The following is a 26818-nucleotide window of genomic DNA, read 5'->3' as shown; positions in this document are numbered from 1 at the left end:
AGCTTAGAGCGGGGTGACGGGCCACGGGTGAGCGGGGGTACCAGGCGGCCGATGCGGCTCAGCTGACGATCGTGTTCCTCGTCGCGGTGGTGGCGGCGCTGAACAGGGCTGCGGTCTTGTCGTTGAACATCGGCCCGTGCATCGCCTCGATCCCCGAGTAGCCGTAGGAGTTCACCGACATCGTGATTCCACTGCCTCGGCCCTCGTTGAAGGGGGCGTACCAGGGGCCGCCGGAGGAGCCGCCGGTCATGTCACTGACCACCCGGTAGGTCCGATCGTTGTTGAGCGGATCGGTGTCCAACGGGCCCTGCGAGTAGATGAGCTCCTTGCCGGCGTAGGGTGTTCCGGCGGGGTAGCCGAACAGGAACGTATCCGCGCCAACGGAAACCTCGTCGAAGGCGATCTCCTGGGCCCCGACGGTCTTGTCCAGTTGCGCCAAGGTCTTTCCGTTGCCGCCGAGGCCGACGACGGCGAACGCGAAGTCGTGCAGGGTGGCCTGGGTGTTGAACTTGCGCTGCGAGGTGAAGCCCTCGTGAGCCACGAGGGCCGTGGCCGTCCAGCAGCCGTAGGTGGTCTCGGCGCAGAACGACCCGCTGGTGGTGAGCGCGACGGCGTTCGAGTCGTAGTCCGGGATGAACACCCAGTTCGTCGCGAACTTGGACTTCTGGTTGTCGAAGACGCAGTGGGCCGCGGTCACGATGATCGACCTGGTGCTGTCGCCGTCCTCGATCACGGAAGCGGAGCACACGTAGTAGGACCTGCCCATCGCGAACAGCACCTTGCCGGTGGTCTTCTGGACGAGACCACCACCAGGCCAGGGTTCGCCGAGCGTGGCGGTGGCGGCCAGCGCAGCCTCCGAGAAGGTGCCGGTGGCCGGATCGCGCACGAAGTCGCGGGGCTTGGCCTGGGCAACCTTGTCCTTGGTCCAGAAGTCGACGATGCGCTGATGCTCAGCGCGGGCGCCACTGTCGGCCGAGGCCTGCGCGGCGGGGATCAGACCGAAGGCGAGCAGCAGGCTCGCCATCAGCGCGACCGGTCGGAGGATTTTCGCGATCATCGTGCTCGCTCCTTGTGTCCTGAGTGCGTCGACAGGTTCACCCCGGCCGACGATGCGACCGATCGCATGCCCGCGCCCGGTCCACGCGAGGGCATTGGATCAGGATTCGGGGCGGACCTTCGCGTCCTGTCGCGGGATGTAGATCTCCTTGATGATCATCAGCAGCGACGCCGTGACGGGCACCGCAACCAGGGCGCCGAGCAGTCCGAGCAGGGTGGCGCCCACCATGGCGCCGATCAGCACCAGCGATCCCGGAATATCGACGGCCTTGGTCATCACGCGCGGGGTGAGCACGTAGGCCTCGATCTGCATGTAGGCGAACATCACGACGGCGAAGATCAGCGCCGTCACGGGGGAGGCGAAGAGCGTGACGGTGGTGATCAGGATCCAGGACAGGACCGGGCCGATCATCGGAATGAAGGTGATGAACAGGGCCAGGAAGGACAGCAGGGCCGCGAAGGGGGCGCCGAGGATGGTCATGAGGACGAAGGTGAAGGCGGCGTTGGCGGCGGCCAGGATGGCCATGCCTGACACGTAACCGCCCACCGATTCGACGATCCGGTCGGTCATCGTGCCCAACCGGGGGCGGGCGTGCGCCGGTGCGAGCTGCTGGAGGGCCCTCTTCATGGGGTCAAGCGAGGCCAGGAAATAGAGGGTGAGGACCAGCACGATCAGGCTCGTGGAGACGAAGTCCACCAACCCCGTGCTCACGGCCAGCGCGCCTCCACCGATCGCGAGGAGGTTCTCCGGGTTCGACAGCCAGGCCTGCGCCCGGGCGAACAGCGCCTCGTAGAGGTCGCTCTGCCCGGTCGCGGCGGTCAGCGCCTTGAACCAGTCGGTGTTCTGGACGTTGGAAAGGTACCCGGGCACCGCTGCCGCCAGCTGCGTCACCTGCCCCACCGCTGCCGGCGCGATGAGGGCGATCACCCCGCCGAGGATGAGTGCGAATCCGGCGAACACGACGGCGATGGCCAGCCCACGCGACATTCGATGGTTGCCCAGCCACAGCACGACGGGTTCCAGCGCCATGGCGATGAACAGCGCCGCTCCGATGGAGACGAGCACCGTCGACAGGGCGGACAACGACCCTCCCAGCGAGATCGCCACGAGGGCGCCCGCGGTCGCGGTGAAGCCCCACATGAAGGGGTGGCCCAGGTCGACGGCGAACCGGGACCGGCGACGCGTGTCTCGCCTCGCTACCGGCGGCGTCGGCTCCAGCTCGGATACAGCTGTGGCGGCAGGTGGTGTAGCGGGTGGCGTGGCGGGGACACTGGGTTCCGTCTCGGACATGCGAGCAGCGTACGGTCCCGCCCGGGTCCCGCGCGACACGCGGCGCGTCGGGTTGGTGTTCCGGGACTACGTCCCTCCAACCCCTTCCTCGGCCTCGGAAATGGACAAGCGCCGAGTCCCTGGAAAGCAAAAAGTCGAGAGGTACGGGCGCCTGCCCATTTCTCTCGACCTTCGTCGGGGTGTTCCGGGACTACGTCCCTCCAACCCCTGCCTCGGCCTCGGAAATGGACAAGCGCCGAGTCCCTGAAAAGCAATAAAGTCGAGAGGTATGGGCGCTAGCCCATTTCTCTCGACCTGCGTCGGGGTGTTCCGGGACTACGTCCCTCCAACCCCTTCCTCGTCCTCGGAAGTGAACAAGCTCCGAGTCCCAGAAACGCAACGGGTCCGAGGAAGGGAGCTTGCTCACTTCTCTCGGACTTCGTCGGGGTGTTCCGGGACTACGTCCCTCCAACCCCTTCCTTGGCCTCGGAAATGGACAAGCGCCGAGTCCCTGAAAAGCAATAAAGTCGAGAGGTATGGGCGCTAGCCCATTTCTCTCGACCTGCGTCGGGGTGACAGGATTTGAACCTGCGGCCTCGTCGTCCCGAACGACGCGCGCTACCAAGCTGCGCCACACCCCGATTGGCCCAAGGACCAACCGAGATACTAGCCCATCGGCCCCGTCAGCGCGAAACCGGACGAAGGGTCAGCAGCGTGACCTCGGGACGGCAGGCGAACCGGTACGGGGCGAAGGGGGAGGTGCCCACGCCCGCCGAGACGTGCAGGTGGGCGGTGTGTCCGCCAGCGGTGTGTGTGGAGAGGCCCTTGACCCGGGCGGGGTCCAGATCGCAGTTGGTGATGAGTGCGCCGTAGCCAGGGACGCAGACCTGCCCGCCATGGGTGTGGCCGGCGAAGATCAGGTCCATCCCATCCGCGGTCATGGCATCCAGCAGCCGCAGATAGGGGGCGTGGGTCACGCCGATGTTGAGGTCCGCGGAGGCATCGGCCGGGCCCTCCACCATCGCGTAGCGGTCGCGGCCCAGGTGCGCGTCGTCGACTCCGCGGAACGCCAAGCGGTACCCGTTGACCTCCAGAGCAGCCCGACGGTGGGTCAGGTCTACCCAGCCGTGCTTGGACATGCCGTCGCGGAGCTTCTCCCAGGGAAGGTCGGGGGCCGAAGGTCCCTTCGCCTCCGACTTGCCGTGCGCGAGGTACAGCAGCGGATTGCGGAAGTGCGGCTTGAAGTAGTCGTTGGAGCCGAACACGAACACCCCGGGCACGAACCGCAGCTTGTTCCACGCCGCCAGCAGCGGGAAGACGGCCTCGGCCTGCGCGATGTTGTCACCCGTATTGATCACCAGATCGGGCTCCAAGGCCGCCATCGAGCGGATGAAGTCCAGCTTGAAGTGCTGGCTGGTGGTGAGGTGGATGTCGGACATGTGGAGAATCCGGATCGACCGCCCGCCGGCAGGGAGAATCGGCAGCTCCACCCGCCGGACAGTGAACTGCGCCGCCTCTATCAGCCCCCAGCCGAAGCAGGCCGCGCCGACGGCTGCAGTGGCGCCGACGGCGCGGAGAACCGGCCGCGTCATTCGTTGGGGTTGCCCGGCTCGGCGTTGCCGGGCGCCTCCTCGGCGGGAGGAGCCGGCTCGGCGGGAGCAGCGGGCGCGGGCGCAACAGGCTCAGGCCTGGGGGCGGGCTTCGGGCCCTGAGAGACCTTCAGCGACACCGTCGAGAACTTGACGGCCGAGCCCGTCGGCGAGATGCCCAGGAAGGTGCCCGCCGAGCGGTTGCTGTAGACGCTCCATCGCTGGGTCTGGAAGCCGGCGGCCTCGAGGGTGCGCTTGGCCTCGTTGTAGCCCATACCTGACACGTCGGGAAGCGGCACCTTGACGCCCTCCAGCACCTCCGTGGTGGGGGCGTTGAAGGCAGTCTTAGGCTTGTCCGCCAGCGCGGAGGCCATGGCGGCCTTCCAGATCAGGCCGGCGTCCCCACCGCCGGAGCCGCGCAGATACGTGCCGCTGGGGAGCCTCACGTTCTTGAGCGTCTTCCGCTTGGATTCGTACCAGGGGTTGGTCTTGTCGATGGCGATCCAGGCGGCCCCGGCCATCTCCGGGGTGTAGCCCGCGAACCAGACGGCCTGGTTCTCGCTGATCGTGCCGGTCTTGCCGGCCTGGGGGCGGCCGTCGCTCAGGCGGGCAGGACGCCCGGTGCCGTTGTCGATGACGCTCTTGAGGATGAAGTTGACGCCGTCGGCGATCTCGGGCCGGATCACCTGCTTGCAGTCGGCCGGCGGAACAGCCAGGGAGCTGCCGTCCTTGGTGGTGACCGTCTCCAGGATGATCGGGGTGCAGTGGATGCCGCGGTTGGCGAAGGTTGCGTAGGCCTCGGCCATGGACAGCGGCGTGACCTCTGAGGTGCCCAGCACGAAGGTGGGGTAGTTCTGGTTGACGCGCAGGTCCTGCCCTGTGGACATCTTGACGCCGGCGGCCTTGGCCATGTCGATCGAGGCGCAGATGCCGGCGTCCGCCTCCAACTGCATGAAGTACGTGTTCACCGAGTCCTCGGCGCCCCGGATCATGTTGATCAGCCCGTAGCCGCGGTTGTAGTTGCGGACGGTGTGGTCCTGCTTGAACACGAAGGGCCCGGTGCAGTTCTTGAACGTCATGCCCTCAAGCGGCAGCGCCTCGGGGGCGTTGTACTGGCGCTGCGGCGTCATGCCTAGATCCAGTGCCGCGGCGATCGTGAACGTCTTGAAGGTGGACCCGGCCTGGTAGCCCTCCGCACCGCCCATCGACTCTTCGACGTTGTAGTTGTAGTAGGTCTCGCCCGCGTCGGTGCCCATGTCCGGCCGCGACTGCGCCATGGCCACGATGAGCCCGGTGCTCGGCTGGATCAGCGCCGCACCGGCCAGCACCGGATCAGTGGGGGCGATCAGGTCTGCGACGGCGGCCTCGGCAGCGGCCTGGGCGGTGGGGTTGATCAGGGTCTGGATGGTGAGCCCGCCCCGGTTGAGCAGGTTCTCGCGCTCCTCGGTGGTCTCGCCCATGGAGGGCATCTGATCGCTGAGCAGGGTTCGCCGCACGTAGTCGCACAGGAAGGGGTAGGGCGAGGCGGTGCAGCCGTTGGGGGTGCGCCTGACGGTGGCGGGATCGAACGCGACGGCCTTGGCCTCGGTGGCGCGCTCCTCGCTGATGATGCCCAGCTCGGCCATCCGGCTGAGCACGAAGTTACGGCGCTCGATGGCCTTCACCGGGTTCTTCACCGGGTTCAGCGCCACCGGGTTCTGCACGAGCCCGGCCAGCATCGCCGCCTGCTCCAGTGTCAGATCCTTGGCGGTGGTGCCCCAGTAGTGCTGGGCGGCCGCTTCGACGCCGTAGGCGCCCTCGCCGTAGTAGGCGATGTTGAGGTAGCGCTCCAGGATCTCGTCCTTGGTGAGCCGCTCCTCCAAGGCCATCGCGTAGCGGGCCTCGATGATCTTCCGGTCGATGGTCACCTCGGTGGCCTTGCGTGCGGCATCCTTGTCGCCTGCGGCCACGGCCGATTCAACCCGCACGAGCTTGACGTACTGCTGCGTCAGCGTCGAGGCGCCCTGCGTGTCTCCCGTCATCGTCTTGACGAACGCGCGGCCGAAGCCCTGGAAGTCGATGGCGCCGTGCTCGTAGAAGCGGTGGTCCTCAATCGCGATCTGAGCGTCCTGCATGGCCGGGGCGATCTCGGAGAGCGGCACGTAGATGCGGTTCTCGTTGAAGAACGTGGCCAGCACCTGCCCATCGGCCATCAGGATCCGGGAGCGCTCGGACTGGGGAGGCGTCTCGAGGTCCGCGGGGAGGTACTCCAGCGACTCGGCGGCCAGCTTGGCGCTTCCGCCCGCGAGCGCGGCGAAGGGCACCGCGAGGCCCGACAGGAGGAGGCCGGCGAGCACGCTCACCGCGAGAAACATGAGGACGGAGTACGCCTTCTGGCTGAGGGAGGCAGACTTCATTGCCCCAGTTTACGTGACGGGTCCCAGGAGGCCATGGTCCGCGGCTTGGCTTGCGTTTTTGCTGGCCGGATACCCCTGTTGCGGAGTACCGCTGATGCGCTAGCGTGCATGTCATCTGACAGTGACTGCGCAAGGGAGGGCAGCTGATGTCCCTGGCTGAAGTGAGCGAATGGACGCTCCATGCCAAGTGCCGCGAAATGGCTGACGCACTATTTCCGGAAGGCAAGGACCAGAAGCGCGCGAGATCGGTATGCGTCGGGTGCCCGGTCCGCTCCGAGTGCCTTGCAGAGGCCTTGGACAACCGCATCGAGTGGGGCGTCTGGGGCGGCATGACGGAGCGGGAGCGACGCGCTCTCCTCCGCTCGCGCCCGGATATCGACTCGTGGCACGACGTGCTCGTCGAGCACCATGACACCCCGGGGGCACACATCTCAGTGTTACCCACCCGCCAGATCTGAAGTTCTGGCGACGGCGCACGGCCCTGCCGTGCGCCGTCGGCGTCTCTCAATCGCGCATGTAGCGGGCCGGGATGTCGGCGACCCGGCCACGGTTCCAGGGTTTGGCCCAGCCGCCCAACTCAAGCACCCAGTCCACCAGGTGCGCGGTCAGGCCCCAGATGAACTGATCGCCGAGCACGAACGCCGGCCCCTCGAAGCCGCTCGGGTGATGACCCGTCAACCGGACCTCCGCCGATGACAGGGCGGAGACGCCGAAGGCGTGCACGGCGCCGGTCTCGGCCGGGTCGCGGGGCGCCAACCGGTGCCCGCCGGGCCATACCGCCACCACCGTCGTCACGTCATAGCCGGAGGCAGGGACCCACAGCGGTGGCAATTCGCCCAGCACGGTGACGTGTTCTGCGGCCAGGCCGATCTCCTCGTTGGCCTCCCTCAACGCCGTGTGGCGCCGGTCCCGGTCCGTCGCGTCGACGGCGCCCCCTGGCAGGGCGATCTGGCCGGCGTGACGGCGCATCGTCTCGGCCCGGGTCACGAAGGTGAGCGACGGGTCCTGCTCATCGGTGAACAGCATCAGCACCGCGGCAGCGCGCTCGCCTCGTGGGGTGCGGTGCACGTCTATCTCACGCGCAGCAGGCCCCCGGACCAGGGCGTGGCAGAGGGCCTCGAACGTCTCTGGATGCCTCACCGCACCCCCAGGTAGTCGTCGGCCATCGTGAGAAGTTGCTCGGTGGATTCGAAGGGCCCCGCGTGGACGCCGACGATCCTGCCGTCGGCGTCGACAAAGTACGTGGTGGGCAGGCCCGGCACCCGCAGGGGCACCTGAAGGGACTTGTCGGCGTCGATCACATGCGGATATCTCCACCCGACAAGCCCAGCGAACTCGATGGCCCACTCCGGCCTGGGGTCGTTGTAGTTGACGCCGACGAAGGCCACCCCGTCGAGCTCGGCGAGGCCCGCCCTCAGGTAGGGCGATTCCTCGCGGCAGGGCCCGCACCACTGGGCCCACAGGTTCACGACGGTGGGCTTCCGCTCAAGTCCGGCCAGATTGACGACGGCGTCGCTGCCCAGGCAGGTCAGCTGGGTCTGCGGTAGTCCGCCGGCCACCTGGAGTGTCGCGGGGTCGGTGACCGGGCAGTCTGGGAGGCCGTACTCCACCCTGAGCGACGCGAGATCCACCGGCGCCGAGCTGGGCGGCTGCGAGGTCACGGCCGTCGGAGAGCACGCAGCCAGCGCGAGCGCCGCGGCGAGGGCAAGGAGGCGTGGGATCACAATGCCGAGATTACCCGCGCGGCTCGCGGATCAGCTGGGCGGCGATGGCGGGATCCTGCTCGCCGATTCCGCTGCTCGGGCACAGATCGCGGACGGGGCACGCGCCGCATGCGGGCCTTCGAGCGTGGCAGCAGCGCCGCCCGTGCCAGATCACCCGGTGGCACAGCATCACCCAGTCCTCAGGCGGGAACAGGGCGGCGACATCGCGCTCCACCGCGTCCGGCTTGGTGCTCCCGGTCCACCCCAGGCGGCCCGCAACGCGGATCAGGTGGGTGTCCGGAGTGACCCCGGGGATCCCGAAGGCGTTGCCCAGCACCACGTTCGCGGTCTTCCTGCCGACGCCGGGCAGCGTGATCAGCTCGGCAAGAGTGTTCGGGACGCGGCCGTCGAAGTCGTCGACGATGCGGCGCGCGAGTCCGATGATGGCCGCGCTCTTCGCGCGGAAGAAGCCTACGCTGAGGATGATCTCCTCGACATCAGCGGCGTCCGCCTCGGCCAGTGCGAGCGGGGTGGGGAAGCGGGCGAAGAGGCGCGGGGTGACGGTGTTGACGCGTCTGTCCGTGGACTGCGCGGAGAGCACGGTGGCGACGAGGAGCTCGAACGGTGTGGTGTAGTCCAGCTCGCACCGGGCCTCCGGGTAGGCCTGCGCCAGCGCGCTGTGGACGGCCGAGGCCCGGTCCATCAGACCTCGACGATCAGCTCGACCTCGACGGGGGCGTCCAACGGCAGCACCGAGACACCGACCGCCGATCGGACGTGGGCGCCCGCCTCGCCGAACACCTCACCGAACAGGGCCGAGGCGCCGTTGGCCACCGCCGGTTGGGCGGTGAAGCCCGGCTCGCTGGAGACGAACACCACCACCTTGAGCACGCGGCGGATGTGGTCCACCCCGCCGGCCACCTCGGCTGCGGCTGCCAGGGCGTTGAGCGCGGCCAGCCGGGCGGCCTGCACGCCTGTCTCCTGGTCCACCTCGCCTCCGAGCTTGCCGGTGGCGATCAGCCGCCCGTCGACGCTGGGCAGCTGGCCAGAGGTCCACACCTGGTTGCCCACCAGCGTGGCAGGCACGTAGGCGGCCACGGGTGCTGCAACCGGCGGGAGGTCGATGCCCAGCTCGGTCAGCCGCTGCGTTGCAGAGGTCCCGCTCACTGCTGGGGGCGCTTGAAGTATCCGACGAGCGTGTCCGGGTTGGGCCCGGGGGCGAGCTGGATGAGCTCCCAGCCGTCCGCCCCGAAGTTGTTGAGCAGCTGCTGCGCCACGTGCGAGAGGATTGGCGCCACGAAGTATTCCCACTTGGTCATGAGGCCCAGCCTGCCATGTCTGCAGGCTGGGCGACACTCGGCGCTAGGCGTCCATATCCAGATGGAGGGGTGCCGGATCGCCCGATCCGGTGCGCCGCAGCCGAGCCACGATTGTTCAGCAGGCTCCTAGGGACGCCCGAACGTGCTGTCGAGATCCGCGTCGCGGAAGCGCGGGAGATCGTCGGGCTTGATCACCACGTCAGCGCTCTTCGTGCGCGACGCGATGGCCGCAACCACCGCGTCGAGTGTGGCCTTGGCCTCGGCGATGGTGGCGTCCGGCTTCTTCACCTGGCGGAACTTGTTGCGGCCGAGGATCACCAGCACCAGGGCGACGACCAGCGAGAAGAGCACGCTGGCCAGGAACCCCAGGGTGAAGGACGACCACGGTCCCAGCGGCGTCACCGCGTGCAGCAGGAGGCCGAGCGCGAGCGCGATCAGGATCACCAGCATCCAGACGGCGTGGAACGCGAATACAGCGGCCCCGGCGAAGAGCCCGGCGCCGATCCCGGCGGCCTTGGCGGCGGGCTTGAGCTCGGCTGCCGCCAACTCGGATTCACGGGCGACGAAGTCTGAGACGGCATCCTTGATGTCCACCAGGTGGTGGCTGGGCTCAATAGGCATGTTGCTCCTTCCGGCAGTGGCCAGCCTAGTGGTTGTCACCGTCGGTGCGTCGGGGGGAGGGCCGGTTCAGGCGCGTCGTCGGGTCACAGCTGAATGGCCAGGGCGTGGTCGGGAAGCACAACAGGGGCGGTCAGCTCCTCGTGATCCACCCAGGCGCGCCAGCACAGAAGCTGGAAGGGCAGCCGCAGGCTCTCGCCCGGGCGAACCGCACCGTCGTAGAGCTCAGAGACCTGGTCGAGAAGGTGGCCGAGCTGCGCGGCATCCAGGTTGGCCGCGAGGGGTTGGGCCCTCACCAGGCCCACGAGGTCGTCGCGGCTGACGCTCTGCCAGACCCGGAATGCCCGCTGCTCAACCTCGGGGAAGTACTTGCTGGAGCTCAGGAAGTCGAGGCTGTGGTGGCCGTAGTCGCCCTTCATCGCCATCGGGTCGAATCGTCGCAGGAGTGCGGCGAGGCGGCGGACCCAGGGCACCGAGTCGTCGCGCACCAGGTACGAGGCGCTCAGACACCCACCCGGGCGGAGCACCCGGGCGAGCTGCGGGAGCGCCTGCGTGAGGTCGTAGCGGTGGAGCCCCTGGTGAATCAGCACCACCTCGAACGTGAACGGGTCCGTCGGGATCGCTTCGGGCCGAGCCATGATGGGCGTGACCGAACGCACCCGGCGCAGCCGCTCGATGCACTGCGCGTCCTCCGACGTGGCGAACAGCGAATGCCCCGCGTCGGTCAGCCGCCTGGCCAGGTGTGGCTCGGGGTCCACAGCCAGGGCCCGCACACCGTGCCACACCGCCAGCCAGTCGAGGGCTTCGGTGGGAAGGGTGGCGCGGGTCATGGGTTCCTCTCGTACAGCGATCGCACCAAGGGTAACGGGAGGGAGATGGAGGCCGCGCCGCACCAGTTGTCCACAGCCCCGGGATGGGGCGGGACACGGGGGCCGGAGTTTGCGAACAAGGGGCTATGGACACCACTGCGTCGACGTTGCTGTGCTCCCGGGACCCTGCCGTCATCGAGGCGGTTGAAGTGGCCGCCGCGGCCATGGATGTCGGGCTCCGTGTGGCGCGGGACGCCCAGGAGGCCAGAGCGCTGTGGCCGGCCGCCACGCTCCGGTTCCTCTCCACCGAGGTGGCGGCCCGCTGGACGTCGGCGCCGCCGGGGCGGGCGTTCCTGGTGGGCACCTCTCCTGCTGAGCTGACCCGCTGCTCCGCCCAGCTGGAACTGCCGGTGATCCCCCTGCCAGACGTCGGGGGTCGCCTCGTGGATGCATTGAAGCGCAACTCGGGCGAGGCGCTCCACCGCGGTACGACGGTGGCGCTGGTGGGCGCCGCGGGGGGCCTGGGGGTCAGCACCCTGGCGGTGTCGCTGGCCATCACAGCGGGGCGCCGTGGCACGCCGTCGGCCGTGGTGGATCTGGCCTCCTGCAGCGGGGGGCTGGATCTGGCCGCTGGAGGCGAGACGGTGGAAGGGATGAGGTGGTCGGACCTGGGCCAGGCCCGCGGCGAGTTGGGTGACCTCGCGGGCAGCCTGCCCTCGCTGGGCGGAGTGGTGCTGCTGGCGCACTCGAGGGAGGCGCCGTCCGTCCCGTCGGGAGAGACGGTCGCAGCGGTGATGGGCGCCCTGGCGCGGTCCCACCGGATGGTCGTGGTGGACTGCGGGCGCGACCCGTCGCCAACTCCGGCAGATCACACGGTGTTGGTGGTGGGGGCGGATGTCAGGTCGGTGGCAGCAGCGCGCATGCTGGCGGAGGTGAAGGCGCTTCGCCCCACGTCTATCGTCGTGCGCCGTGGCCCCGGGCGCTCCCTCCCCGAGCAGGTGGTGGCGCGGGCGCTCGGCGCGCCCAGCCTGGGCCGGATGGACCACCACCGAGCGCTGCCTCGGCTGGCTGAACTCGGACTGCTGCCCGTGTCCGGGCCGGCCCGGCGGTACGCCCGGCAGGTGGGCGCCATCCTCGAGGGCCTCCCCGATGCCTGACATCGAACTGGACCGCCTTCAGGCGTCGTTGGCGTCGCTGGGGCGGCCCTTCACGCCGCTGGATGTGGTGGTGTCGCTCCGAGCCATGGGGGTGGCTGTGACGGACGCGGGGGTCCATGACGTCCTCGCAGACCTCAGACGCCACAGCGTGGGGGCGGGCCCGCTGGAGGATCTCCTGGGCAGGCCGGGGGTCTCGGACGTGGTGGTCAACGGCCCCCGGGACGTGTTCGTGGATACGGGTCAAGGGCTGGAACGCGCCCCGGTCACGTTCGTCGACGACGAGCAGGTGCGCCGCCTCGCCATCCGGCTTGCGGCCGCGGCCGGCCGTCGGCTGGACGACGCCACCCCCTTCGTGGACGGACGCCTCCCCAGCGGGGTGCGGCTGCACGCCGTGCTGGCGCCCGTGGCAGCTCCCGGCACCTGCATCTCGTTGCGTGTCCCGGCAGCCCGCAGCTTCTCGCTCCAGGATCTGGTGCAGGCGGGATCGCTCCCGGATGCCGGGGCCACGCTGCTCCGGGCTGTGGTGGATCGACGCGTCCCGTTTCTGGTCTCAGGAGGAACAGGTTCCGGCAAGACCACGCTGCTGGCCGCCATGGTGGGGCTGATCCCACACACCGAGCGCGTGGTCCTGGTGGAGGACGCGCGCGAGCTCGTCCCAGACCACCCCCACTGCGTGCGCCTGGAGGCCAGGCCCGCCAACGCTGAGGGGACCGGCGCCATCACATTGACCACGTTGGTCCGGCAGGCGTTGCGCATGAGGCCGGACAGGGTGGTGCTCGGCGAGGTGCGCGGGGCTGAGCTGACGGACCTGCTCACGGCTCTCAACACGGGGCACGAGGGCGGCTGTGGCACCATCCACGCGAACTCGATCCAGGATGTCCCGGCGCGGCTTGAGGCCTTGGCGGCCCTCGGTGGCATGGGGCGGGAGGCCTGCCACGCTCAGGTGGCGGCGGCGTTGAAGTTGGTCATCCACGTCGTCAGGGACCCGGGCGGGCGGCGACGGGTGGCGCAGATCGGGGTCTTCCGGCGCAGGGAGGACGGGCGGGTGGACGTGCTGCCCGCCGCTACCCTGTCCTCCTCCGGTGTGAGCCACGGCGAGGGTGCCCATCTCCTGCGGTTGGCGGTGGGTCCGTGCTAATAGCGGCCCTCATGGCCGGGCTGGCGGCCGCCCTTGTTGTCGGACCGCCGCCCACCGCGGTGGCCGGCAGGCTCCGGCCGCCCAGGGTGGCGCGCGGCAACGGACATCTCGCCGTCGGTGCACTGGGGGGTGCGGCGGCTCTGGGAGCCGGATGGCTGGTGCTCGGCACCAGACCTGTGGTGTGGATGGTGGCCGTGGCTGTGGCGGTATCCACGCTCGGGTGGCTGGAGTACGGTCGCCAGGCACGACGCGAGGAGGTCAGGGCTGCCGATGAGTGTGCCCAGGCGGCTCGGGCCCTGTCGTCGATGATGCGTTCGGGCAACATTCCCCGCGTTGCCCTGGCGGAAGCCGCCAGAGACTTCTCCGTCCTGGCTTCGGCCGCTGCCGCAGCCCGCCTGGGCTCAGATGTGGGGCGCGAGCTGGATCGGGCGGCCGATGGTCCTGGGCGGGCCGGATTACGTGCCGTGGCCGCAGCCTGGCAGCTGAGCGAGCGCACGGGAGCCCCCATCGCGGAGGTGTTGGGGCGGGTCGCGAAGACCTTGCGGCGGCAGCGTCAGCTCGACGCGGTGGTGGCGACGGAGTTGTCCGCCGCACGCACCAGTGGCCACATCATGGCCACGCTGCCGTTCCTGGCGATGGGCTTGGGGCTGGTCTCAGGCGTCAACACGCTGGACTACCTGTTGACCGAGCCACTCGGGCAGTGGCTGGTCCTGGCAGGTGTGGCGCTCACTTCCGCCGGCGTGATCTGGGTGGAGAGCCTGGCCAGGACGGGCGCCCGGCATGGGCGGGGGCGTCGGTGAGCAGCATCGCGCTGGCCGCAGCCATGGCCGCAATCGCCGCGTGGGTGGTGGTGCCCTTCCCTGCGGGCCGCCTGGTCAGCCTGCGGGGCGGCCGTGCCGAGCGGCTCCTCGTTCTCCCGGGGCGGGTTGGGGCGCCACCCGGGGGGCAGCGTGTCGCCGTCGGGGCGGCGGCGGGGCTCCTGGCTGCGGTGGTGGTGGAGGGATGGGGTGGGGTGGTCCTCGGTGGCGGCGTGGCTCTTGTGGCAACGCTCGGCCTTGGGTTCGCCGCGCCGCGGCCGGACTGGTCCATGCTCGCCCGTGAGCTGCCGGACGCGCTCGACTTCCTGGCGGTGTGCATGGACGCCGGTCTCCCCACCGCTCACGCGGTCGGCGAGGTGGCCAGGGTGTCGCCGTCGGCCACCCAACACCTGCTGCAGGAGGTCGCCGCTCAGCTCGCCCTGGGACGAGCCGGCCCCGCCGCGTGGGAGAGCCTGAGATCTCACCCGGTGTGGGGACGCGTGGCTGTGGACGTGATCAGGGCAGAGCACGCAGGCACCGCACTGGCAGGCGTCCTCCGAGACCATGCGGAGGACGCCCGACAAGAGCACAGGGACGCCGCTGCACGGCGCGCCCGGACCGTCGGCGTGAGGTCGGTGGTGCCGCTCATGGCCTGCTTCCTCCCGGCGTTCATGGCTGTGGGTGTGGTGCCGATCATCGCCAGCCTGATGCAGAGCTTCTTCGGGTGAGTTCAGCGGCCGTCGTCCAGCAGGTCCGGCACCGTGGTGAAGCTGTAGCCACGGGCCCGGAGGTCGTCGATGATCCCGGGCAGCGCGTCCGCGTCCAGGGTCGAGCTGTCGTACGGGTTTGCCCCCACGTGCATCAGAACGATCTGCCCGGGGCGCAGGCGATCCAGGATCCGCTGGCGGATGATGGCCGTGGTGATCCCTTCGCTGGTTCCCTTCCAGCCGAGGGTGTCCACCGTCCAGCGAATCGGGATGTAGCCCGCCTCGTTGACCACACGGATGTCAAGGGGCGCCACGTCGCCGAACGGGAACCGGAACAGGGGCTTCGTCGTGGTGCCGGTCAGCGCGGAGATGTCCCGCTCCGCGGCTGCCAACTCCGCCCGGATGGCCTCGTTGGTGATCTGCGTGAAGTAGGGGTGGGTGTTGCTGTGGTTTCCCACAGGATGCCCGGCACGGTCCATCGCGGTCACCTGCTGCGGGTAGGCGCGGGCGAAGGCGCCGGTGACGAAGAACGTGGCGGCCACGTCGCGGGCGGCGAGCGTGTCCAGGATGGACGCGACCCCCTGGGCCGAGGCGCCCCCGTCGAAGGTCAGTGCCACCACCTTCCGCTCAGTGGGGAACGCCTCGATGTCCATCCCTGCCCACAGCTGGACGAGCCCAGCGGCGGGTGCGGTGGTGCTACTGGTCGTTGTCGGTGGCGGCGCCGTGGCCGGAGCGGGGGTGGAGGTCCTCGGCGCTGGGGGGATCGTGGACGCCGCCGGTGTCGGTGTCGAGGTGCTCACAGGCGCGCTGGTGTCCGGTGGGTCGGGCGTCGTCGGCAGGCTCTCGGCCGGGGGTGCGGTCGGAGACTCAACCGGCGCTGACGGCTTCATGGTTGGGGTGCGTGACGCGGGTGAGGCCGTGCTGATCCGGCTGGAGGGGGTGGGGGTTGGATCGGCAGGGGTGCCAGGCGGGACCCCGCAGCCGACGAGCGCAAGGGCGACGATCAGCATCCCGGCCACCCCGGGCCGTGCCCGGTGGTGGACGGGCCCGCACAGGTCCAGTGACCGGCGCATCGTCCCCGCCTCCTTGCTGCTTCCACTGTACTCCCGCCCGGTGGGCAGGAGCCATGATGCGGTCTTGCGGAAATGAGGGATTGTCGGGGGGCGCTGGCACAGTGGGGGTGTGAAGTACGACTGGGTGCTCGGCAGGGACGAGGCGGTGGCGGTCCGGCACCGAGATCCCATGCCTGGCTGCACGGCGCCCTGGCCCGAGTGGGTCTCGGCGGCGGCCGTCTCGCGGATCGAGGAGGCCGGCATTTCGGCTCCATGGCGCCACCAGAGCCAGTTCGCCGAGGCGCTGTTCGCCGGCAGGCACGCCATCGTGTGTACCCCGACAGGGTCAGGCAAGACGCTCGGGTACCTTCTGCCCATCGTCGCCGCCACCGCGGAAGGCAGGCTCGGCGTCGCGGTGGACTCCACCCGGGCGCGGCTCACCGGAGCGCGACACACTGCCCTCTATCTGGCACCCACCAAAGCGCTGGCACACGATCAGTCCCGGGCGGCAACGGCGCTGGGGCCGGCCCGCTGGCGGATCAGCACCCTGGACGGGGACTCTGACGTAGCCGAGCGCCGGTTCGCCCGTGACCACGCTGATTTCGTCCTGACCAACCCTGACATGCTGCACTTCTCCGTGCTGCCCAACCATCAGCGGTGGGCCTCGTTCCTCGGGTCGCTGCGCTACATCGTCGTGGACGAGGCGCACCGCTATCAGGGTGTCTTCGGTGCCCACGTCGCGCAGGTGATCAGGCGGCTCCGGCGGTTGGCGGCCCAGTACGGCGCTGACCCGGTGGTGGCGCTGTCCTCAGCCACCGCCCCCAACGCGGGCGCGTTCGCGGAGACTCTCATCGGCGCCGGATGCGTTGAGGTCATCGGGCAGGACTCCTCCCCGAGCGGCCGCAGGACCGCAGTGTTGTGGCGTCCAGGGTCGTCGCTGCGAGCGGACACCGCGGAGCTCCTGGCCCAGCTGACGGACCACGAGGCGCAGACCATCGCGTTCGTCGCCTCCCGGCAGGGGGCGGAGCTGGTGTCGCTGGCCGCCCAGGAGCTATCGCGGGAGCCCGCCAGGATCGCGTCCTACCGGGGCGGCTACCTCGCAGCGGATCGCCGCACCTTGGAGGCGGACCTTCAATCGGGCGAGCTGCGAGGCCTCGCCAGCACCAACGCCCTGGAACTCGGGGTCGATGTCGCGGGCATGGACGCGGTGCTGGTGTCGGGCTACCCAGGGAAACTGTCGTCGTTCTGGCAACAGGCGGGTCGGGCGGGCAGGCGCGGTCAGGATGCCCTCGTCGTGCTTCTGGCCCGCGAGGATCCGCTCGACGCCTACCTCGTGGAGCACCCGGAGCTCGTGTTCGACGCCCCGGTGGAGCGGGCTGTGCTTCACCCGGAGAACCCTCGGGTGCTGGGACCCCACCTGGCGGCGGCAGCACAGGAGCTCCCCCTCTCGGACGCAGACGAGCAGTGGTTCGGGCCCACCGTCCCGGCGCTTGCCCGCGCCCTCGCGGACCAGGGCGTGCTGCGGCACAGGAGGGACCGCTTCTACTGGACCCGCCCTGACAGGGCCGTGGATTTCATCAACCTGCGCGCCACGGCACAGCGTCCAGTGGACATCATCGAACGTCACACCGGCCGGGTACTGGGCGTCATCGACGTGGCGGCCGCCGATCGCACGGTGCATCCGGGGGCCGTGTACCTGCACCAGGGTGAGGCGTTCACCGTCGAGGAACTGGACCTGGAGGAGCATCAGGCGCTGGTCGTCCAGGCCAGACCCACCTATTACACCCAGGCCCAGGCGTCGTTCGACATCCAGATCGTCGCCGAAGTGGAGCGCCGCGCCCTGGGCGCCACCCAGGTGTCCCGCGGAGACGTGCGGTTGGATTCCCAGGTGATCGGCTACCTTCGGCGCGACGAGATCACCCACGAGGTGTGGGACTCGACACCGCTGGACCTTCCCCGGCACAGAATGACCACCCAGGCCGTGTGGTGGACCGTGCCGCAGTCCCTGGCCAGACGGCTCGGCTGGGCGGAGCTGCAGACGGGCGCCGCCGTGCATGCCATGGAACACACGGCCATCGGGCTCCTGCCCGCCTTCGCGCCCTGCGACCGGTGGGACATCGGAGGGGTCAGCACGGCCCTCCACCCGGACACGGGCCTGGCCACGGTGTTCGTGCACGACGGGATGGCCGGTGGGGCCGGTTTCGCGCATCGGGGGTTCGACGTCGCGGAGGACTGGCTGCGCGCCACCCTGGACCGGCTGGAGCGGTGCACCTGCGAGTCCGGCTGCCCCGCCTGCGTCGTTTCCCCCAAGTGCGGAAACGCCAACCAGGACCTCAACAAGTCCGACGCCGCCGAGCTCCTTCGTCTCATCCTCGGCTGAGGCCCGCCTTCCGTTGTGCACAGGCATTGGTGTTGTCCGTTGCCGTCGTCCACACCCCTTGCCCGTGCCCGGGAAACGCCGGAGGCTGCTTGCGAACAAGGGGGTGACCGGCTGACAGGCAGCCGGCGCACCGAAAGGACGCCTCCCATGGCTCACCTTGTTCCCACGCGCTCGGCCCGGGCCCGAACCCTGGCACAGCGCGGACTCACCACCGTCGAATACGCGCTCGGTCTGCTGGCCGCGGCCACCGTCGCGCTGGTGCTGCTGCGTATCTTCGGCGACAACCAGTTCTACAAGACGCTGTTCGACTGGGTGGTCAACGTGTTCACCCACATGGCCAAGGGCTGAGTCCGGCTCCCATGACCAGCATGCGAGGATCCCGGCGGGGTGAGCGCGCCATGGTCACCGTCGAGCTCGCCATCGGCTTCCTCACGGTCGCCGTCCTGGCCACCTGCCTCGCCGGGCTCTCGCTGCTGGGCGTGGCGCAGGCCACGGTCTCCGAGTCGAGTGCGCAGCTTGCCCGCCAGGCGGCAAGAGCAGACGAGGTGGCCCTCCGGGAGGCACGCGCACGGGCACCCGAGGGAGCGGTGATCGACGTGCGGCGGGGAGGCGACGGCGTGACCGCCACCGTCACGATGGCCGTGGCGGTGCCCGGTATCGGGCCTGTCGAGGTCGCCGCCACCTCCTGGGCGGCCTACGAACCCGGGTCGGGTCCGTGATGCGCCGCCGCGACGATCGGGGGGCTGCCGGGTCGGTGCTGGTGGCCGGCCTCTGCCTCGTCCTGGTCAGCGCCTTCATGGCCGCGGCGGTCCTCATCCAGTGGTTCTTCATCGCACGGAGAGCGGAGCAGTCGGCTGAGCTGGCTGCGCTCGCGGCCGTCAGCGCGGCGGTCTCAGGCCGGCTGCCGTGCCCTGCGGCGGAGGAGGCGGCCGCGCGCAACGAGGCGGACCTCGCCGAGTGCCACGTGCGAGGCGGGGGCCGCTCCATCGTGGTGGAAGTGGGGATCCGGGCCCGCCTGGAGCCGCCGCTGCCGGGGCTTCCCGGCGAGCTGGTGAGGTCCGCCACCGCGGGCACCTGAGGGCGGTGGGTGCGGCTGAGGCGAGGCGTAGCAGGAGCAGATCCGCGACACCCTCGGGCCCACCCGCGCGGCGATACAGTGCGAGGCATGACCTACATCGCCGCGGATGACCGCTACACGTCCATGCCGTACCGCCGCCTCGGGACTTCGGGGCTCAAGCTCCCGGCCATTTCGTTGGGGCTCTGGCACAACTTCGGCGACGACAAACCGGTCCAGACTCAACGCGACATTCTGCGCCGGGCCTTCGACCGCGGGGTGACGCACTTCGATCTCGCCAACAACTACGGTCCTCCCTACGGCGCTTCAGAGACCAACTTCGGTCGAATCATGACGGAGGACTTCACCCCGTACCGGCACGAGCTCGTGATCTCGTCCAAGGCCGGATGGGACATGTGGCCCGGCCCCTACGGCTTCGGGGGGTCCCGGAAGTACCTGCTGAGCTCGCTGGACGACTCGCTGCGGCGCATGCGCCTGGAGTACGTGGACATCTTCTATCACCACCGCCCGGATCCGGAGACGCCGCTGGAGGAGACGATGGCCGCGCTGGACCAGGCCGTGCGCTCCGGCAAGGCGCTGTATGCGGGGATCTCGTCCTACTCGGCGGCGCTCACTGCGAAGGCCCAGGAGATCGCCCGCGCCCTCGGCACACCGCTGGTGATCCATCAGCCGTCGTACTCCGTGCTCAACCGGTGGGTCGAGGAGGGTGAGCCTTCCCTGTTGAAGGCCTGTCGCGACGCGGGCATGGGCGTCATCGCCTTCTCGCCGCTGGCGCAGGGCATGCTGACCGACCGCTACCTCGACGGCATCCCCGCAGACTCGCGGGCCGCGCAAGGCAAGTCGCTGGGCTCAGACCTGCTCACCGAGGACAACATCGCCCATCTCCGGTCGCTCAATCACATTGCTCAGGGCCGCGGGCAGAGCCTGGCGCAGATGGCCATCGCCTGGGCGCTGCGAGACCAGGGTGACGCGTCGGTCACCTCCGTAGTCCTCGGCGCATCGTCGGTACGGCAACTGGACGACAATCTCTCGGCCCTGGCGAAGATGGACTTCACCGCCGAGGAGCTCGCGGCCATCGACCGGCACGCAGGCGTCGAGGGCGTCAACCTCTGGCAGGGGGCCACCGACTCGGTCTCGTGACCTTCCGGGCCTCCGGGTCCAGGTCAACTGGACGGTCGGAGGGCTGGAACTGGCCGACGGGGTGGCCGCGGCTGACCGTACGGGTGGCTGGTCGGCCGGGTGAGAGTGGCGCCCCGACGTCGTTGGCCAGACTTTGGAGGGCTGTGGGGAGTACGGGTAGGCGGGGATCCTGCGTTGGGGTGAATCGACCCCCGCTGGCCCCTACCCCCACGGAGGTCAACATTGGCTGCCCAACCCGATTCGCCGCGCCCGGATGCACGCGGCGAGGTCCTCCTCACCGTGGCCATGATGGTCCTCACCGCGGTGGCCGCGGTCATGCTCAGCCTCGACCTGCTCGTGGTCGCGCGCCGACGATTGGCGGGTACTCACGGTTCTGAGGCTCGGCGCACTGGTGGTGGTCCTGACCGTGCTGGTGTCCGGCAATGTGGTCTACCAGGTCTCACGACTCGGCTACCTGCTGCGGACGCAGGCACACGAGGCCCCGTCGTTCGGTGCGCTCATCGAGGAGAGCTGGGAGGACGCGGAGCCCATCGTCGTGCTGGTCCCCTCGTTCAAGGAGGATCAGCGGACCATCCGTCAGACCCTCACCTCGGCCGTGTTCCAGCATCACCCCAAACTCCGGGTGGCGCTGCTCCTCGATGACCCGCCCCAGCCGGCCGACGACGAGAGCAGAGAGCTGCTCGCCGCCGGGCTGCGCGTCCCGGAGGAGGTCACTGCCACTCTGGCAGAGGCGAGAGGGATAGTTGAGGTCGGGTACACCGGCTTCCTCGCCTCGGAGGGGGAGGAGCCGCACGGGCCCGGGGCCCTGCTGCGCACCCTGGACTCGCTCGCCAGCTGGGCGCGCCACCGGGCCGCGCTCGAGGTGATCGCGGACCACACCGACGCCCACTTCGTGGAGGTGACCTGGCGGCGGCAGGCCCAGCTCCTGGAGGAGCGCCTGAGGATGCTGGCCGACCGGGATCCCCGCGGCTGGTCCAGGGCCGGGATCCTGCGCGAGTTCGGCCGGCTTCTGGCGGCCTACACGTGCGAGGTGTCCGCCTTCCAGCGAAAGCGCTACGCCAACCTCACCCACGAGCCCAACAAGGCGGCCAACCTCAACGCCTACATCGACCTCCTCGGCTCCAACGTCAGGGAGGTCGAGGGGGCACAGGGCCTGTGGCTGGAACGCGTCGAGGCAGGTCGTGGCCTGCCGGTCCCGGACGCTTCCTTCGTCCTCACGCTGGACGCGGACAGTCTGCTCGACCCGGAGTATGCGCTGCGCCTATCGGCCACGTTCGCCGCGCCCGGCAACGAGCGTCTGGCCGTGGTCCAGACCCCCTACACCGCCATCCCCGGGGCAACCGGACTGCTGGAGCGGATCGCCGGCGCCACCACCGACATCCAATACATCGTGCACCAGGGATTCACGTGGTGCGGGGCGACGTTCTGGGTGGGGGCCAAACGCGCTGCTGCGCAAGGAGGCGCTGATGGACACCCGGGCCGAGGACACCGAGCGCGGCCATACCATCGCGCGCTACATCCAGGACCGGACCGTGATCGAGGACACGGAGTCCACCTTGGACCTCGCCGAGCGTGGATGGGACCTGCACAACGTCCCCCAGAGGCTCGCCTGGAGCGCCACCCCACCGGACTTCGGCTCATTGGCCATCCAGCGCAGCCGATGGGCGAACGGGGGGCTGCTCATCGCCCCCAAGGCGCTCCGGCGGCTGCTCGCGAGACCCCTCGACCGGCTGGCGGTGCCCGCGTTCCTGATCAGGATGCACTACCTCACCTCCATCGCCACGGGAAGCCTTGGGCTCCTGGCCCTCCTGTTCCTCCCGCTGGGCGGCGACGAGCTGCGCAGCCTCTGGCTTCCGCTGATCTCTGCACCGTACTTCGTCCTCTACGCACGCGACCTCGTGCTGAGCGGGTACCGGACCACCGACATGGGACGGGTGTTCGCGCTGAACCTGATGCTGGTCCCGGTGCACCTGGCCGGGGTGTTCAAGTCCATCCACCAGGGTCTCACCGGCAAGCGGATCCCCTTCGGCCGAACCCCCAAGGTGAGCGGCCGCACGGCGGCCCCGGCCTGGGCGGTCCTCTCCATCTGGGTGATGACGCTCTGGTGCGTCGTCTCGGTCGGGGTGGCTGTGGCCACCGGCCGGTGGATCAACGCCACCGGGGCGGCTGTCACCGGGGCGGCACTCGCGTACGCGGCGGTGGCCTTCATCGGCCTCCGGGAGGGGGGTGAGGACATCAGCCGGATGAGGCCGGGGCTGCGGCCCCGGGCCAGCGGGCCTCGACGCCGGCTCCAGCCGATGGCGTAAGCGGTTCCCTAGGATGGCGGCATGCCTCTCGACGCCACCGCGCTCCGTTCCAGCCTGCGGGCGGCCCGATTCACCGTCGACGCCGTCCTGGACAGGATCGGCGAGGAGGGGCAGGCCGGCCTCGGCCGCAACTGCACGGTTCCGGCCGACGTGGCCCTGGGCGAGGCCACGGATCCGCTGGCGACGCTGATCAGGCTGTTCATACTCCAGCAGGTGCTCCCGGAGCGGCAGGTGCGCGCCGCGTTGGACCTGACACCGCTCCTCGACGCCGGGTACCTGGCGCGCGATGCGGACGGCATCAGGGCGGGGGTCGACATCCGGCCCTACGGTTCTCCCGACGACGGTGCGACGGGGTGGATTGTGGCCGATCCGACGCCCGGAATGGACGGGCGGACCGAGCCCACCCGGCCGGACTATGTGCTCGGCGTCTCGCCGGCGTCGACCACGCTGGCCCAGCTCACGATGCGCCGCACCGTCGGCTCCGTCCTTGACCTGGGGACGGGGTGCGCGGTCCAGTCCCTCCATCTCGCCCGGCACGCCTCGCGCGTGGTGGCCACCGACGTGAACCCCCGGGCCCTTGAGCTGGCCCGCCTCACCGCCGCTCTCAACGAGGTTGTGGTGGACATCCGTGAGGGGTCGCTCTACGAGCCGGTGTCCGGCGAGCGCTTCGACCTGATCGTGTCCAATCCGCCGTTCGTGATGAGCCCACCCAGCGAGGAGGCCAGCACCCTGGCCTACCGGGAGACCAACTTCGAGGGTGACTCGCTGGTGGAGCAGCTGGTCCGTGGGGCTGCTGCCCACCTCAACCCTGGAGGCAGCCTCCAGCTGCTCACCAACTGGGCCATCCTGGGGGACTCCTGGGAGGAACGGCTGGCCGGGTGGGTGCCGGAGGGGTGCGACGCCTGGGTGATCGAGCGCGAGCGCCTCGACATCTTCTCCTACATCGAGATGTGGCTGACCGACGCAGGGCTGTCCGGCTCGCCCCGGTGGCGCGCGGCCTACAACGAGTGGCTGGACTACTTCGAGAGGCTCGGCATCAGGGCCGTCGGCATGGGCTGGATCCTGGTGACCCGCGCGGAGCGTGCCGAGCCGCACGTCCGGTGCGAGAGCTGGCCCCACGCCGTCGCCCAGCCGGTCGGGGACGTGTTCGCCCGGCACGCCGAGGCGGTCACGGCCGCGACACTCCCGCTCGGCGAGCTCCTCGAGACCTCTCCCCGGCTGGTGGGCGTCGACCAGGAGACCATCGGTTCCCCGGGGGCGGAGCATCCCGAGCACATCGTCTTCCGGCAGCGTGGGGGGCTCCGCAGGGCGATCAAGGCGGACACGGCTCTGTCCGCCGTCCTGGGATCCCTCGACGGCGACCTGACGCTGGGTCAGGTGATCAGCGCCGTGGCGCAGGTGCTGGATCTGGACGCCGCCGAACTGGCCGCGGCCGTCGTGCCCGAGGTGCGCGTCGCGCTGCTGGACCAGCTGCTGCGTCCCGACGGCGGGCAGTCCCTGCGCGGCTGACGGGCCCCCGCCGCGACACCCGAGGCTCGGGCCACGTTGACAGCACAGGCTATTGTTCGGAGAGTTTCCCGACCGGAGGGCTGAATCACCCATGGCTGCCAAGCGTCTCGTGATCGTCGAGTCGCCGACGAAGGCGACAAAGATCGCCGGTTTCCTCGGCTCCGACTACATCGTCGAGTCCAGCCGAGGCCACGTCCGCGACCTCCCCACGTCGGCCGCCGAGGTGCCCGCCAAGTACAAGGGCGAGAAGTGGGCGCGCACCGGCGTGGACGTGGACAACGACTTCCGTGCCATCTACGTGGTCTCGCCGGACAAACGCTCCACCATGAAGGACCTGAAGGCCAAGCTCGCCGGAGTCGATGAACTCCTGCTGGCTACCGACGGTGACCGCGAGGGCGAGGCCATCGCGTGGCACCTCATGGACGAGCTGAAGCCGAAGGTGCCGGTCAAGCGGATGGTGTTCCACGAGATCACCAGGTCCGCCATCGAGGAGGCGGTCACCAATCCCCGGGAGCTCGACGTCGACCTGGTCGACGCGCAGGAAACCCGACGCATCCTGGACCGGCTCTACGGCTACGAGGTCTCTCCCGTGCTGTGGAAGAAGGTCATGCCGAGGCTCTCGGCGGGCCGCGTGCAGTCTGTGGCCACGAGGCTCGTCGTCGATCGGGAGCGTGAGCGCATCGCCTTTGTTCCCGCGTCCTACTGGGATCTCGACACCCACCTCGACGCCGGACCGGACGCGGACCCCCGCAACTTTCCGGCCCGGCTCGCCACCGTCGGGGGAGTGCGGGTGGCACAGGGCCGCGACTTCGACGCAGAGGGCCGGCTGACGGCCCAGGACGTCCTCGTCCTCGACGAGGCGTCCGCCCGGGCCCTCGCGGACGCTCTCCGCGCCTCAGCCGTCACGGTGGGGGCGGTCGAGGCGAAGCCCTACACGCGCAAGCCTTACGAGCCGTTCCGCACCACCACGCTGCAGCAGGAGGCCGGCCGCAAGCTCGGGTTCACGGCCCAGCGCGCCATGTCGGTGGCCCAGGAGCTCTACGAGAAGGGCTTTATCACCTACATGCGAACGGACTCCGTGACGCTGGCAGGGCAGGCCATCGCTGCCGCGCGCGCGCAGGTCAAGGAGCTCTTCGGCGAGAGGTACCTCCCCGCGCAGCCCCGGGTCTACACCTCGAAGGTCAAGAACGCCCAGGAGGCCCACGAGGCTATCCGTCCCGCGGGCGACACGTTCCGCCACCCGGACCAGACCGGCCTCGTCGGGGACACCTTCCGCCTCTATCAGCTCATCTGGCGCCGCACCCTGGCCTCCCAGATGGCCGATGCCAAGGGCGAGTCGCTCACCATCCGCATCGACGCGTCCTTCGCCCCCACCGTCGTGGGGGGCTCGGAGGTGACCACCGGTGGTCTGGTCGCGTCGGGGCGCACCATCACCTTCCCGGGCTTCCTCAAGGCCTACGTGCAGGGGGTCGACGACGAGTCCGCCTCCGATGATCAGCAGACGCGCCTCCCGATCCTGACGCAGGGCCAGGGGCTGGAGGTCGCCAGGGTGGAGGCGGCGGGCCACGAGACCCGTCCGCCGGCGCGCTACACCGAGCCGTCGCTCGTGGCGAAGCTGGAGGAGCTGGAGATCGGCCGCCCCTCCACCTACGCCTCCATCATCCGCACCATCACGGCCCGCGATTACGTCTTCAAGAAGGGCTCCGCCCTGGTGCCGACGTGGCTGGCGTTCGCCGTCACCAGGCTTCTGGAGGAGCATTTCTCCGAGCTGGTGGACTACGCCTTCACCGCGCAGCTGGAGGATCAGCTCGACGAGATCGCCTCTGGGAAGGCCAAGCGGCTCACGGTGCTCTCGGAGTTCTACCGCGGGCCTGAGGGCAGCGCGCACCACGGCCTGGAGACGCTGGTGACCGAGCTGGGGGAGATCGACGCCCGTGCGCTCTCCACGTTCCCGTTGCGTGACTCGGGTATCGACGTGCGGGTGGGCCGCTACGGGACCTACGTCGAGTCGTCGGACGGTCGCCGGGCCAACGTCCCCGACGACCTGGCCCCGGACGGTCTGACCGTCGAGGTGGCGGAGGAGCTGCTGAGTAAGCCACTCGACGAGGAGCGCGAGCTGGGCGTGGACGAGGCCTCCGGAAACCTGATCGTGGCCAAGAACGGGCGCTACGGCCCGTACGTCACCGAGGTCCTCCCGGAGGACGCCCCCAAGTCCGCCAAGCCGCGCACGGGTTCGCTGTTCCAGTCCATGTCGCTGGACTCCATGGACCTCCCCACGGCCTTGAAGCTGATGAGCCTGCCCCGCGTGGTGGGTGCGGACGCCGACGGGGTGGAGATCACCGCCCAGAACGGCCGTTACGGCCCCTACCTGAAGCGCGGCACGGACTCCCGCTCGCTGGCCACCGAGGATCAGATCTTCGGCATCACGCTGGAGGAGGCCCTCGCCATCTACGCGCAGCCCAAGACCCGCGGACGTGCCGCGGCGGCGGCGCCCCTGAAGGAGTTCGGGGCGGATCCGGTCTCCGGCAAGCCAGTGGTGCTGAAGTCCGGCCGGTTCGGCCCCTACGTCACCGACGGGGAGACCAACGCCACCCTGCGCCGCGATGACGACCCGGAGGCGATCACGCCCGAGCGCGCGTTCGAGATGATCGCCGAGAAGCGTGCGAAGGGACCCGCGAAGAAGCCCGCCCCGAAGCGGGCCCCGGCGGCCAAGAAGCCCGCCGCGAAGACCGCGGCCAGGAAGCCCGCCGCCCGCACCACGAAGAAGGCGTGACCGCTTCGCCGCCACTAGGGTTGG

Annotated in this window: 27 protein-coding genes and 1 tRNA gene; 14 read left to right on the top strand and 14 right to left on the bottom strand. The window is 69.8% G+C overall.

Annotated features, from left to right (window positions below):
- Nucleotides 1-58: 58 nt before the first annotated feature.
- The 5 genes from H5398_RS04450 to H5398_RS04430 form a co-directional block, all read right to left on the bottom strand.
- On the bottom strand, nucleotides 59-1057 hold the full coding sequence (locus H5398_RS04450) for a serine protease (RefSeq protein WP_182799150.1): 999 nt from the start codon (nucleotides 1055-1057) through the stop codon (nucleotides 59-61).
- 99 nt (nucleotides 1058-1156) lie between these two features.
- The gene (locus tag H5398_RS04445) at nucleotides 1157-2347 is read right to left on the bottom strand and encodes an AI-2E family transporter (RefSeq protein ID WP_182782106.1); all 1191 of its coding nucleotides are present in this window, start codon (nucleotides 2345-2347) and stop codon (nucleotides 1157-1159) included.
- A gap of 546 nt (nucleotides 2348-2893) precedes the next feature.
- Nucleotides 2894-2967, bottom strand: a tRNA-Pro gene (locus tag H5398_RS04440).
- 42 nt (nucleotides 2968-3009) lie between these two features.
- Nucleotides 3010-3918 carry a metallophosphoesterase gene (locus H5398_RS04435; RefSeq protein ID WP_182782107.1) on the bottom strand — a complete coding sequence of 303 codons (909 nt, stop codon included), beginning with the start codon at nucleotides 3916-3918 and terminating at the stop codon, nucleotides 3010-3012.
- The gene (locus H5398_RS04430) at nucleotides 3915-6311 is read right to left on the bottom strand and encodes a transglycosylase domain-containing protein (protein ID WP_255422082.1); all 2397 of its coding nucleotides are present in this window, start codon (nucleotides 6309-6311) and stop codon (nucleotides 3915-3917) included. Before H5398_RS04430 ends, H5398_RS04435 begins: the two co-directional genes overlap by 4 nt.
- 146 nt (nucleotides 6312-6457) lie before the next feature.
- On the opposite strand from H5398_RS04430, the gene H5398_RS04425 reads away from it, so the two are divergent.
- Nucleotides 6458-6769, top strand: coding sequence for a WhiB family transcriptional regulator (locus H5398_RS04425; RefSeq protein ID WP_182782108.1), 312 nt, complete (start codon nucleotides 6458-6460; stop codon nucleotides 6767-6769).
- A 46-nt stretch (nucleotides 6770-6815) separates the two neighbouring features.
- Here the strand turns inward: H5398_RS04425 and H5398_RS04420 are convergent, their stop codons facing one another.
- From H5398_RS04420 to H5398_RS04390, 7 genes are all read right to left on the bottom strand, one after another.
- Nucleotides 6816-7451, bottom strand: coding sequence for a CoA pyrophosphatase (locus H5398_RS04420; RefSeq protein ID WP_182782109.1), 636 nt, complete (start codon nucleotides 7449-7451; stop codon nucleotides 6816-6818).
- Nucleotides 7448-8035 carry a TlpA disulfide reductase family protein gene (locus H5398_RS04415; RefSeq protein ID WP_182799149.1) on the bottom strand — a complete coding sequence of 196 codons (588 nt, stop codon included), beginning with the start codon at nucleotides 8033-8035 and terminating at the stop codon, nucleotides 7448-7450. The genes H5398_RS04420 and H5398_RS04415 overlap by 4 nt, the downstream gene beginning before the upstream one ends.
- Before the next feature lie 10 nt (nucleotides 8036-8045).
- Nucleotides 8046-8717: an endonuclease III gene (nth, locus tag H5398_RS04410; protein WP_182799148.1), complete on the bottom strand. Its 672-nt coding sequence runs from the start codon at nucleotides 8715-8717 to the stop codon at nucleotides 8046-8048.
- On the bottom strand, nucleotides 8717-9181 hold the full coding sequence (locus tag H5398_RS04405) for a RidA family protein (protein ID WP_182782112.1): 465 nt from the start codon (nucleotides 9179-9181) through the stop codon (nucleotides 8717-8719). Before H5398_RS04405 ends, nth begins: the two co-directional genes overlap by 1 nt.
- Nucleotides 9178-9333, bottom strand: coding sequence for a hypothetical protein (locus H5398_RS04400; RefSeq protein WP_182782113.1), 156 nt, complete (start codon nucleotides 9331-9333; stop codon nucleotides 9178-9180). Before H5398_RS04400 ends, H5398_RS04405 begins: the two co-directional genes overlap by 4 nt.
- Before the next feature lie 126 nt (nucleotides 9334-9459).
- On the bottom strand, nucleotides 9460-9954 hold the full coding sequence (locus H5398_RS04395) for a phage holin family protein (RefSeq protein ID WP_182799147.1): 495 nt from the start codon (nucleotides 9952-9954) through the stop codon (nucleotides 9460-9462).
- An 83-nt stretch (nucleotides 9955-10037) separates the two neighbouring features.
- Nucleotides 10038-10781, bottom strand: a complete 744-nt coding sequence (locus tag H5398_RS04390) for a class I SAM-dependent methyltransferase (protein ID WP_182799146.1) — start codon at nucleotides 10779-10781, stop codon at nucleotides 10038-10040.
- Nucleotides 10782-10906: 125 nt separating this feature from the next.
- Between H5398_RS04390 and ssd the strand changes: the two genes are divergently transcribed.
- From ssd to H5398_RS17695, 4 genes are read left to right on the top strand one after another with little or no spacing between them, the layout of a single operon-like run.
- Nucleotides 10907-11917 (top strand): septum site-determining protein Ssd, encoded by a 1011-nt coding sequence (gene ssd, locus H5398_RS04385; RefSeq protein WP_182799145.1) that lies wholly within the window; start codon nucleotides 10907-10909, stop codon nucleotides 11915-11917.
- A complete protein-coding gene (locus H5398_RS04380) occupies nucleotides 11910-13055 on the top strand; it encodes a TadA family conjugal transfer-associated ATPase (RefSeq protein WP_182782117.1) in 1146 nt (381 codons plus the stop codon). The genes ssd and H5398_RS04380 overlap by 8 nt, the downstream gene beginning before the upstream one ends.
- Nucleotides 13049-13855, top strand: a complete 807-nt coding sequence (locus H5398_RS04375) for a type II secretion system F family protein (RefSeq protein ID WP_182799144.1) — start codon at nucleotides 13049-13051, stop codon at nucleotides 13853-13855. Before H5398_RS04380 ends, H5398_RS04375 begins: the two co-directional genes overlap by 7 nt.
- A complete protein-coding gene (locus H5398_RS17695) occupies nucleotides 13852-14580 on the top strand; it encodes a type II secretion system F family protein (RefSeq protein ID WP_182799143.1) in 729 nt (242 codons plus the stop codon). The genes H5398_RS04375 and H5398_RS17695 overlap by 4 nt, the downstream gene beginning before the upstream one ends.
- Nucleotides 14581-14582: 2 nt before the next feature.
- On the opposite strand, the gene H5398_RS04365 is transcribed toward H5398_RS17695, so the two are convergent.
- Nucleotides 14583-15212, bottom strand: a complete 630-nt coding sequence (locus tag H5398_RS04365) for a polysaccharide deacetylase family protein (RefSeq protein WP_182799142.1) — start codon at nucleotides 15210-15212, stop codon at nucleotides 14583-14585.
- Here H5398_RS04365 and H5398_RS04360 point away from each other — a divergent pair.
- The 6 genes from H5398_RS04360 (at nucleotide 15205) to mgrA (ending at nucleotide 20206) form a co-directional block, all read left to right on the top strand.
- Nucleotides 15205-15708, top strand: a complete 504-nt coding sequence (locus H5398_RS04360) for a hypothetical protein (RefSeq protein WP_182799141.1) — start codon at nucleotides 15205-15207, stop codon at nucleotides 15706-15708. The two genes, H5398_RS04365 and H5398_RS04360, sit on opposite strands and share 8 nt — an antisense overlap.
- A gap of 33 nt (nucleotides 15709-15741) precedes the next feature.
- Nucleotides 15742-17991 carry a DEAD/DEAH box helicase gene (locus tag H5398_RS04355; protein WP_182799140.1) on the top strand — a complete coding sequence of 750 codons (2250 nt, stop codon included), beginning with the start codon at nucleotides 15742-15744 and terminating at the stop codon, nucleotides 17989-17991.
- Between the two features lie 147 nt (nucleotides 17992-18138).
- The gene (locus H5398_RS04350) at nucleotides 18139-18339 is read left to right on the top strand and encodes a DUF4244 domain-containing protein (RefSeq protein WP_182782125.1); all 201 of its coding nucleotides are present in this window, start codon (nucleotides 18139-18141) and stop codon (nucleotides 18337-18339) included.
- Nucleotides 18340-18350: 11 nt separating this feature from the next.
- Nucleotides 18351-18710: a hypothetical protein gene (locus H5398_RS04345; RefSeq protein ID WP_182799139.1), complete on the top strand. Its 360-nt coding sequence runs from the start codon at nucleotides 18351-18353 to the stop codon at nucleotides 18708-18710.
- On the top strand, nucleotides 18710-19069 hold the full coding sequence (locus tag H5398_RS04340) for an Rv3654c family TadE-like protein (protein ID WP_182782127.1): 360 nt from the start codon (nucleotides 18710-18712) through the stop codon (nucleotides 19067-19069). Before H5398_RS04345 ends, H5398_RS04340 begins: the two co-directional genes overlap by 1 nt.
- A gap of 87 nt (nucleotides 19070-19156) precedes the next feature.
- On the top strand, nucleotides 19157-20206 hold the full coding sequence (gene mgrA / locus H5398_RS04335; protein ID WP_182799138.1) for an L-glyceraldehyde 3-phosphate reductase: 1050 nt from the start codon (nucleotides 19157-19159) through the stop codon (nucleotides 20204-20206).
- Nucleotides 20207-20645: 439 nt separating this feature from the next.
- Here mgrA and H5398_RS04330 read toward each other — a convergent pair whose 3' ends face one another.
- On the bottom strand, nucleotides 20646-21095 hold the full coding sequence (locus H5398_RS04330; RefSeq protein ID WP_182799137.1) for a hypothetical protein: 450 nt from the start codon (nucleotides 21093-21095) through the stop codon (nucleotides 20646-20648).
- A 361-nt stretch (nucleotides 21096-21456) separates the two neighbouring features.
- Between H5398_RS04330 and H5398_RS04325 the strand changes: the two genes are divergently transcribed.
- The 3 genes from H5398_RS04325 to topA all read left to right on the top strand — a co-directional run bounded on the left by H5398_RS04325 (nucleotide 21457) and on the right by topA (nucleotide 26794).
- Nucleotides 21457-22512 (top strand): glycosyltransferase family 2 protein, encoded by a 1056-nt coding sequence (locus H5398_RS04325; protein ID WP_255443533.1) that lies wholly within the window; start codon nucleotides 21457-21459, stop codon nucleotides 22510-22512.
- Nucleotides 22513-22533: 21 nt separating this feature from the next.
- Entirely contained in the window at nucleotides 22534-24021 is a 1488-nt protein-coding gene (locus H5398_RS04320) for a methyltransferase (RefSeq protein ID WP_182799135.1), read from the top strand.
- Between the two features lie 91 nt (nucleotides 24022-24112).
- Nucleotides 24113-26794, top strand: a complete 2682-nt coding sequence (gene topA, locus H5398_RS04315; RefSeq protein WP_182799134.1) for a type I DNA topoisomerase — start codon at nucleotides 24113-24115, stop codon at nucleotides 26792-26794.
- Nucleotides 26795-26818 lie beyond the last annotated feature (24 nt).

The sequence above is a fragment of the Tessaracoccus sp. MC1679 genome (assembly GCF_014164775.1).
Classification (GTDB): Bacteria; Actinomycetota; Actinomycetes; order Propionibacteriales; family Propionibacteriaceae; genus Arachnia.
This window is presented reverse-complemented; position numbering and strand designations above follow the sequence as displayed.

What these genes read in the sequence shown, in the direction of transcription:
- H5398_RS04430 (WP_255422082.1), bottom strand. Translation starts at nt 6,311, where the DNA reads ATGAAGTCTGCCTCCCTCAGCCAGAAGGCGTACTCCGTCCTCATGTTT.
- H5398_RS04400 (WP_182782113.1), bottom strand. Translation starts at nt 9,333, where the DNA reads ATGACCAAGTGGGAATACTTCGTGGCGCCAATCCTCTCGCACGTGGCG.
- H5398_RS04325 (WP_255443533.1), top strand. Translation starts at nt 21,457, where the DNA reads ATGCGCTGCGCCTATCGGCCACGTTCGCCGCGCCCGGCAACGAGCGTC.
- nth (WP_182799148.1), bottom strand. Translation starts at nt 8,717, where the DNA reads ATGGACCGGGCCTCGGCCGTCCACAGCGCGCTGGCGCAGGCCTACCCG.
- H5398_RS04320 (WP_182799135.1), top strand. Translation starts at nt 22,534, where the DNA reads ATGCCTCTCGACGCCACCGCGCTCCGTTCCAGCCTGCGGGCGGCCCGA.
- ssd (WP_182799145.1), top strand. Translation starts at nt 10,907, where the DNA reads ATGGACACCACTGCGTCGACGTTGCTGTGCTCCCGGGACCCTGCCGTC.
- H5398_RS04365 (WP_182799142.1), bottom strand. Translation starts at nt 15,212, where the DNA reads ATGGACATCGAGGCGTTCCCCACTGAGCGGAAGGTGGTGGCACTGACC.
- H5398_RS04350 (WP_182782125.1), top strand. Translation starts at nt 18,139, where the DNA reads ATGGCTCACCTTGTTCCCACGCGCTCGGCCCGGGCCCGAACCCTGGCA.
- H5398_RS04390 (WP_182799146.1), bottom strand. Translation starts at nt 10,781, where the DNA reads ATGACCCGCGCCACCCTTCCCACCGAAGCCCTCGACTGGCTGGCGGTG.
- H5398_RS04360 (WP_182799141.1), top strand. Translation starts at nt 15,205, where the DNA reads ATGTCCATCCCTGCCCACAGCTGGACGAGCCCAGCGGCGGGTGCGGTG.
- H5398_RS04445 (WP_182782106.1), bottom strand. Translation starts at nt 2,347, where the DNA reads ATGTCCGAGACGGAACCCAGTGTCCCCGCCACGCCACCCGCTACACCA.
- H5398_RS04435 (WP_182782107.1), bottom strand. Translation starts at nt 3,918, where the DNA reads ATGACGCGGCCGGTTCTCCGCGCCGTCGGCGCCACTGCAGCCGTCGGC.
- topA (WP_182799134.1), top strand. Translation starts at nt 24,113, where the DNA reads ATGGCTGCCAAGCGTCTCGTGATCGTCGAGTCGCCGACGAAGGCGACA.
- H5398_RS04380 (WP_182782117.1), top strand. Translation starts at nt 11,910, where the DNA reads ATGCCTGACATCGAACTGGACCGCCTTCAGGCGTCGTTGGCGTCGCTG.
- H5398_RS04395 (WP_182799147.1), bottom strand. Translation starts at nt 9,954, where the DNA reads ATGCCTATTGAGCCCAGCCACCACCTGGTGGACATCAAGGATGCCGTC.
- mgrA (WP_182799138.1), top strand. Translation starts at nt 19,157, where the DNA reads ATGACCTACATCGCCGCGGATGACCGCTACACGTCCATGCCGTACCGC.
- H5398_RS04345 (WP_182799139.1), top strand. Translation starts at nt 18,351, where the DNA reads ATGACCAGCATGCGAGGATCCCGGCGGGGTGAGCGCGCCATGGTCACC.
- H5398_RS04340 (WP_182782127.1), top strand. Translation starts at nt 18,710, where the DNA reads ATGCGCCGCCGCGACGATCGGGGGGCTGCCGGGTCGGTGCTGGTGGCC.
- H5398_RS04450 (WP_182799150.1), bottom strand. Translation starts at nt 1,057, where the DNA reads ATGATCGCGAAAATCCTCCGACCGGTCGCGCTGATGGCGAGCCTGCTG.
- H5398_RS04425 (WP_182782108.1), top strand. Translation starts at nt 6,458, where the DNA reads ATGTCCCTGGCTGAAGTGAGCGAATGGACGCTCCATGCCAAGTGCCGC.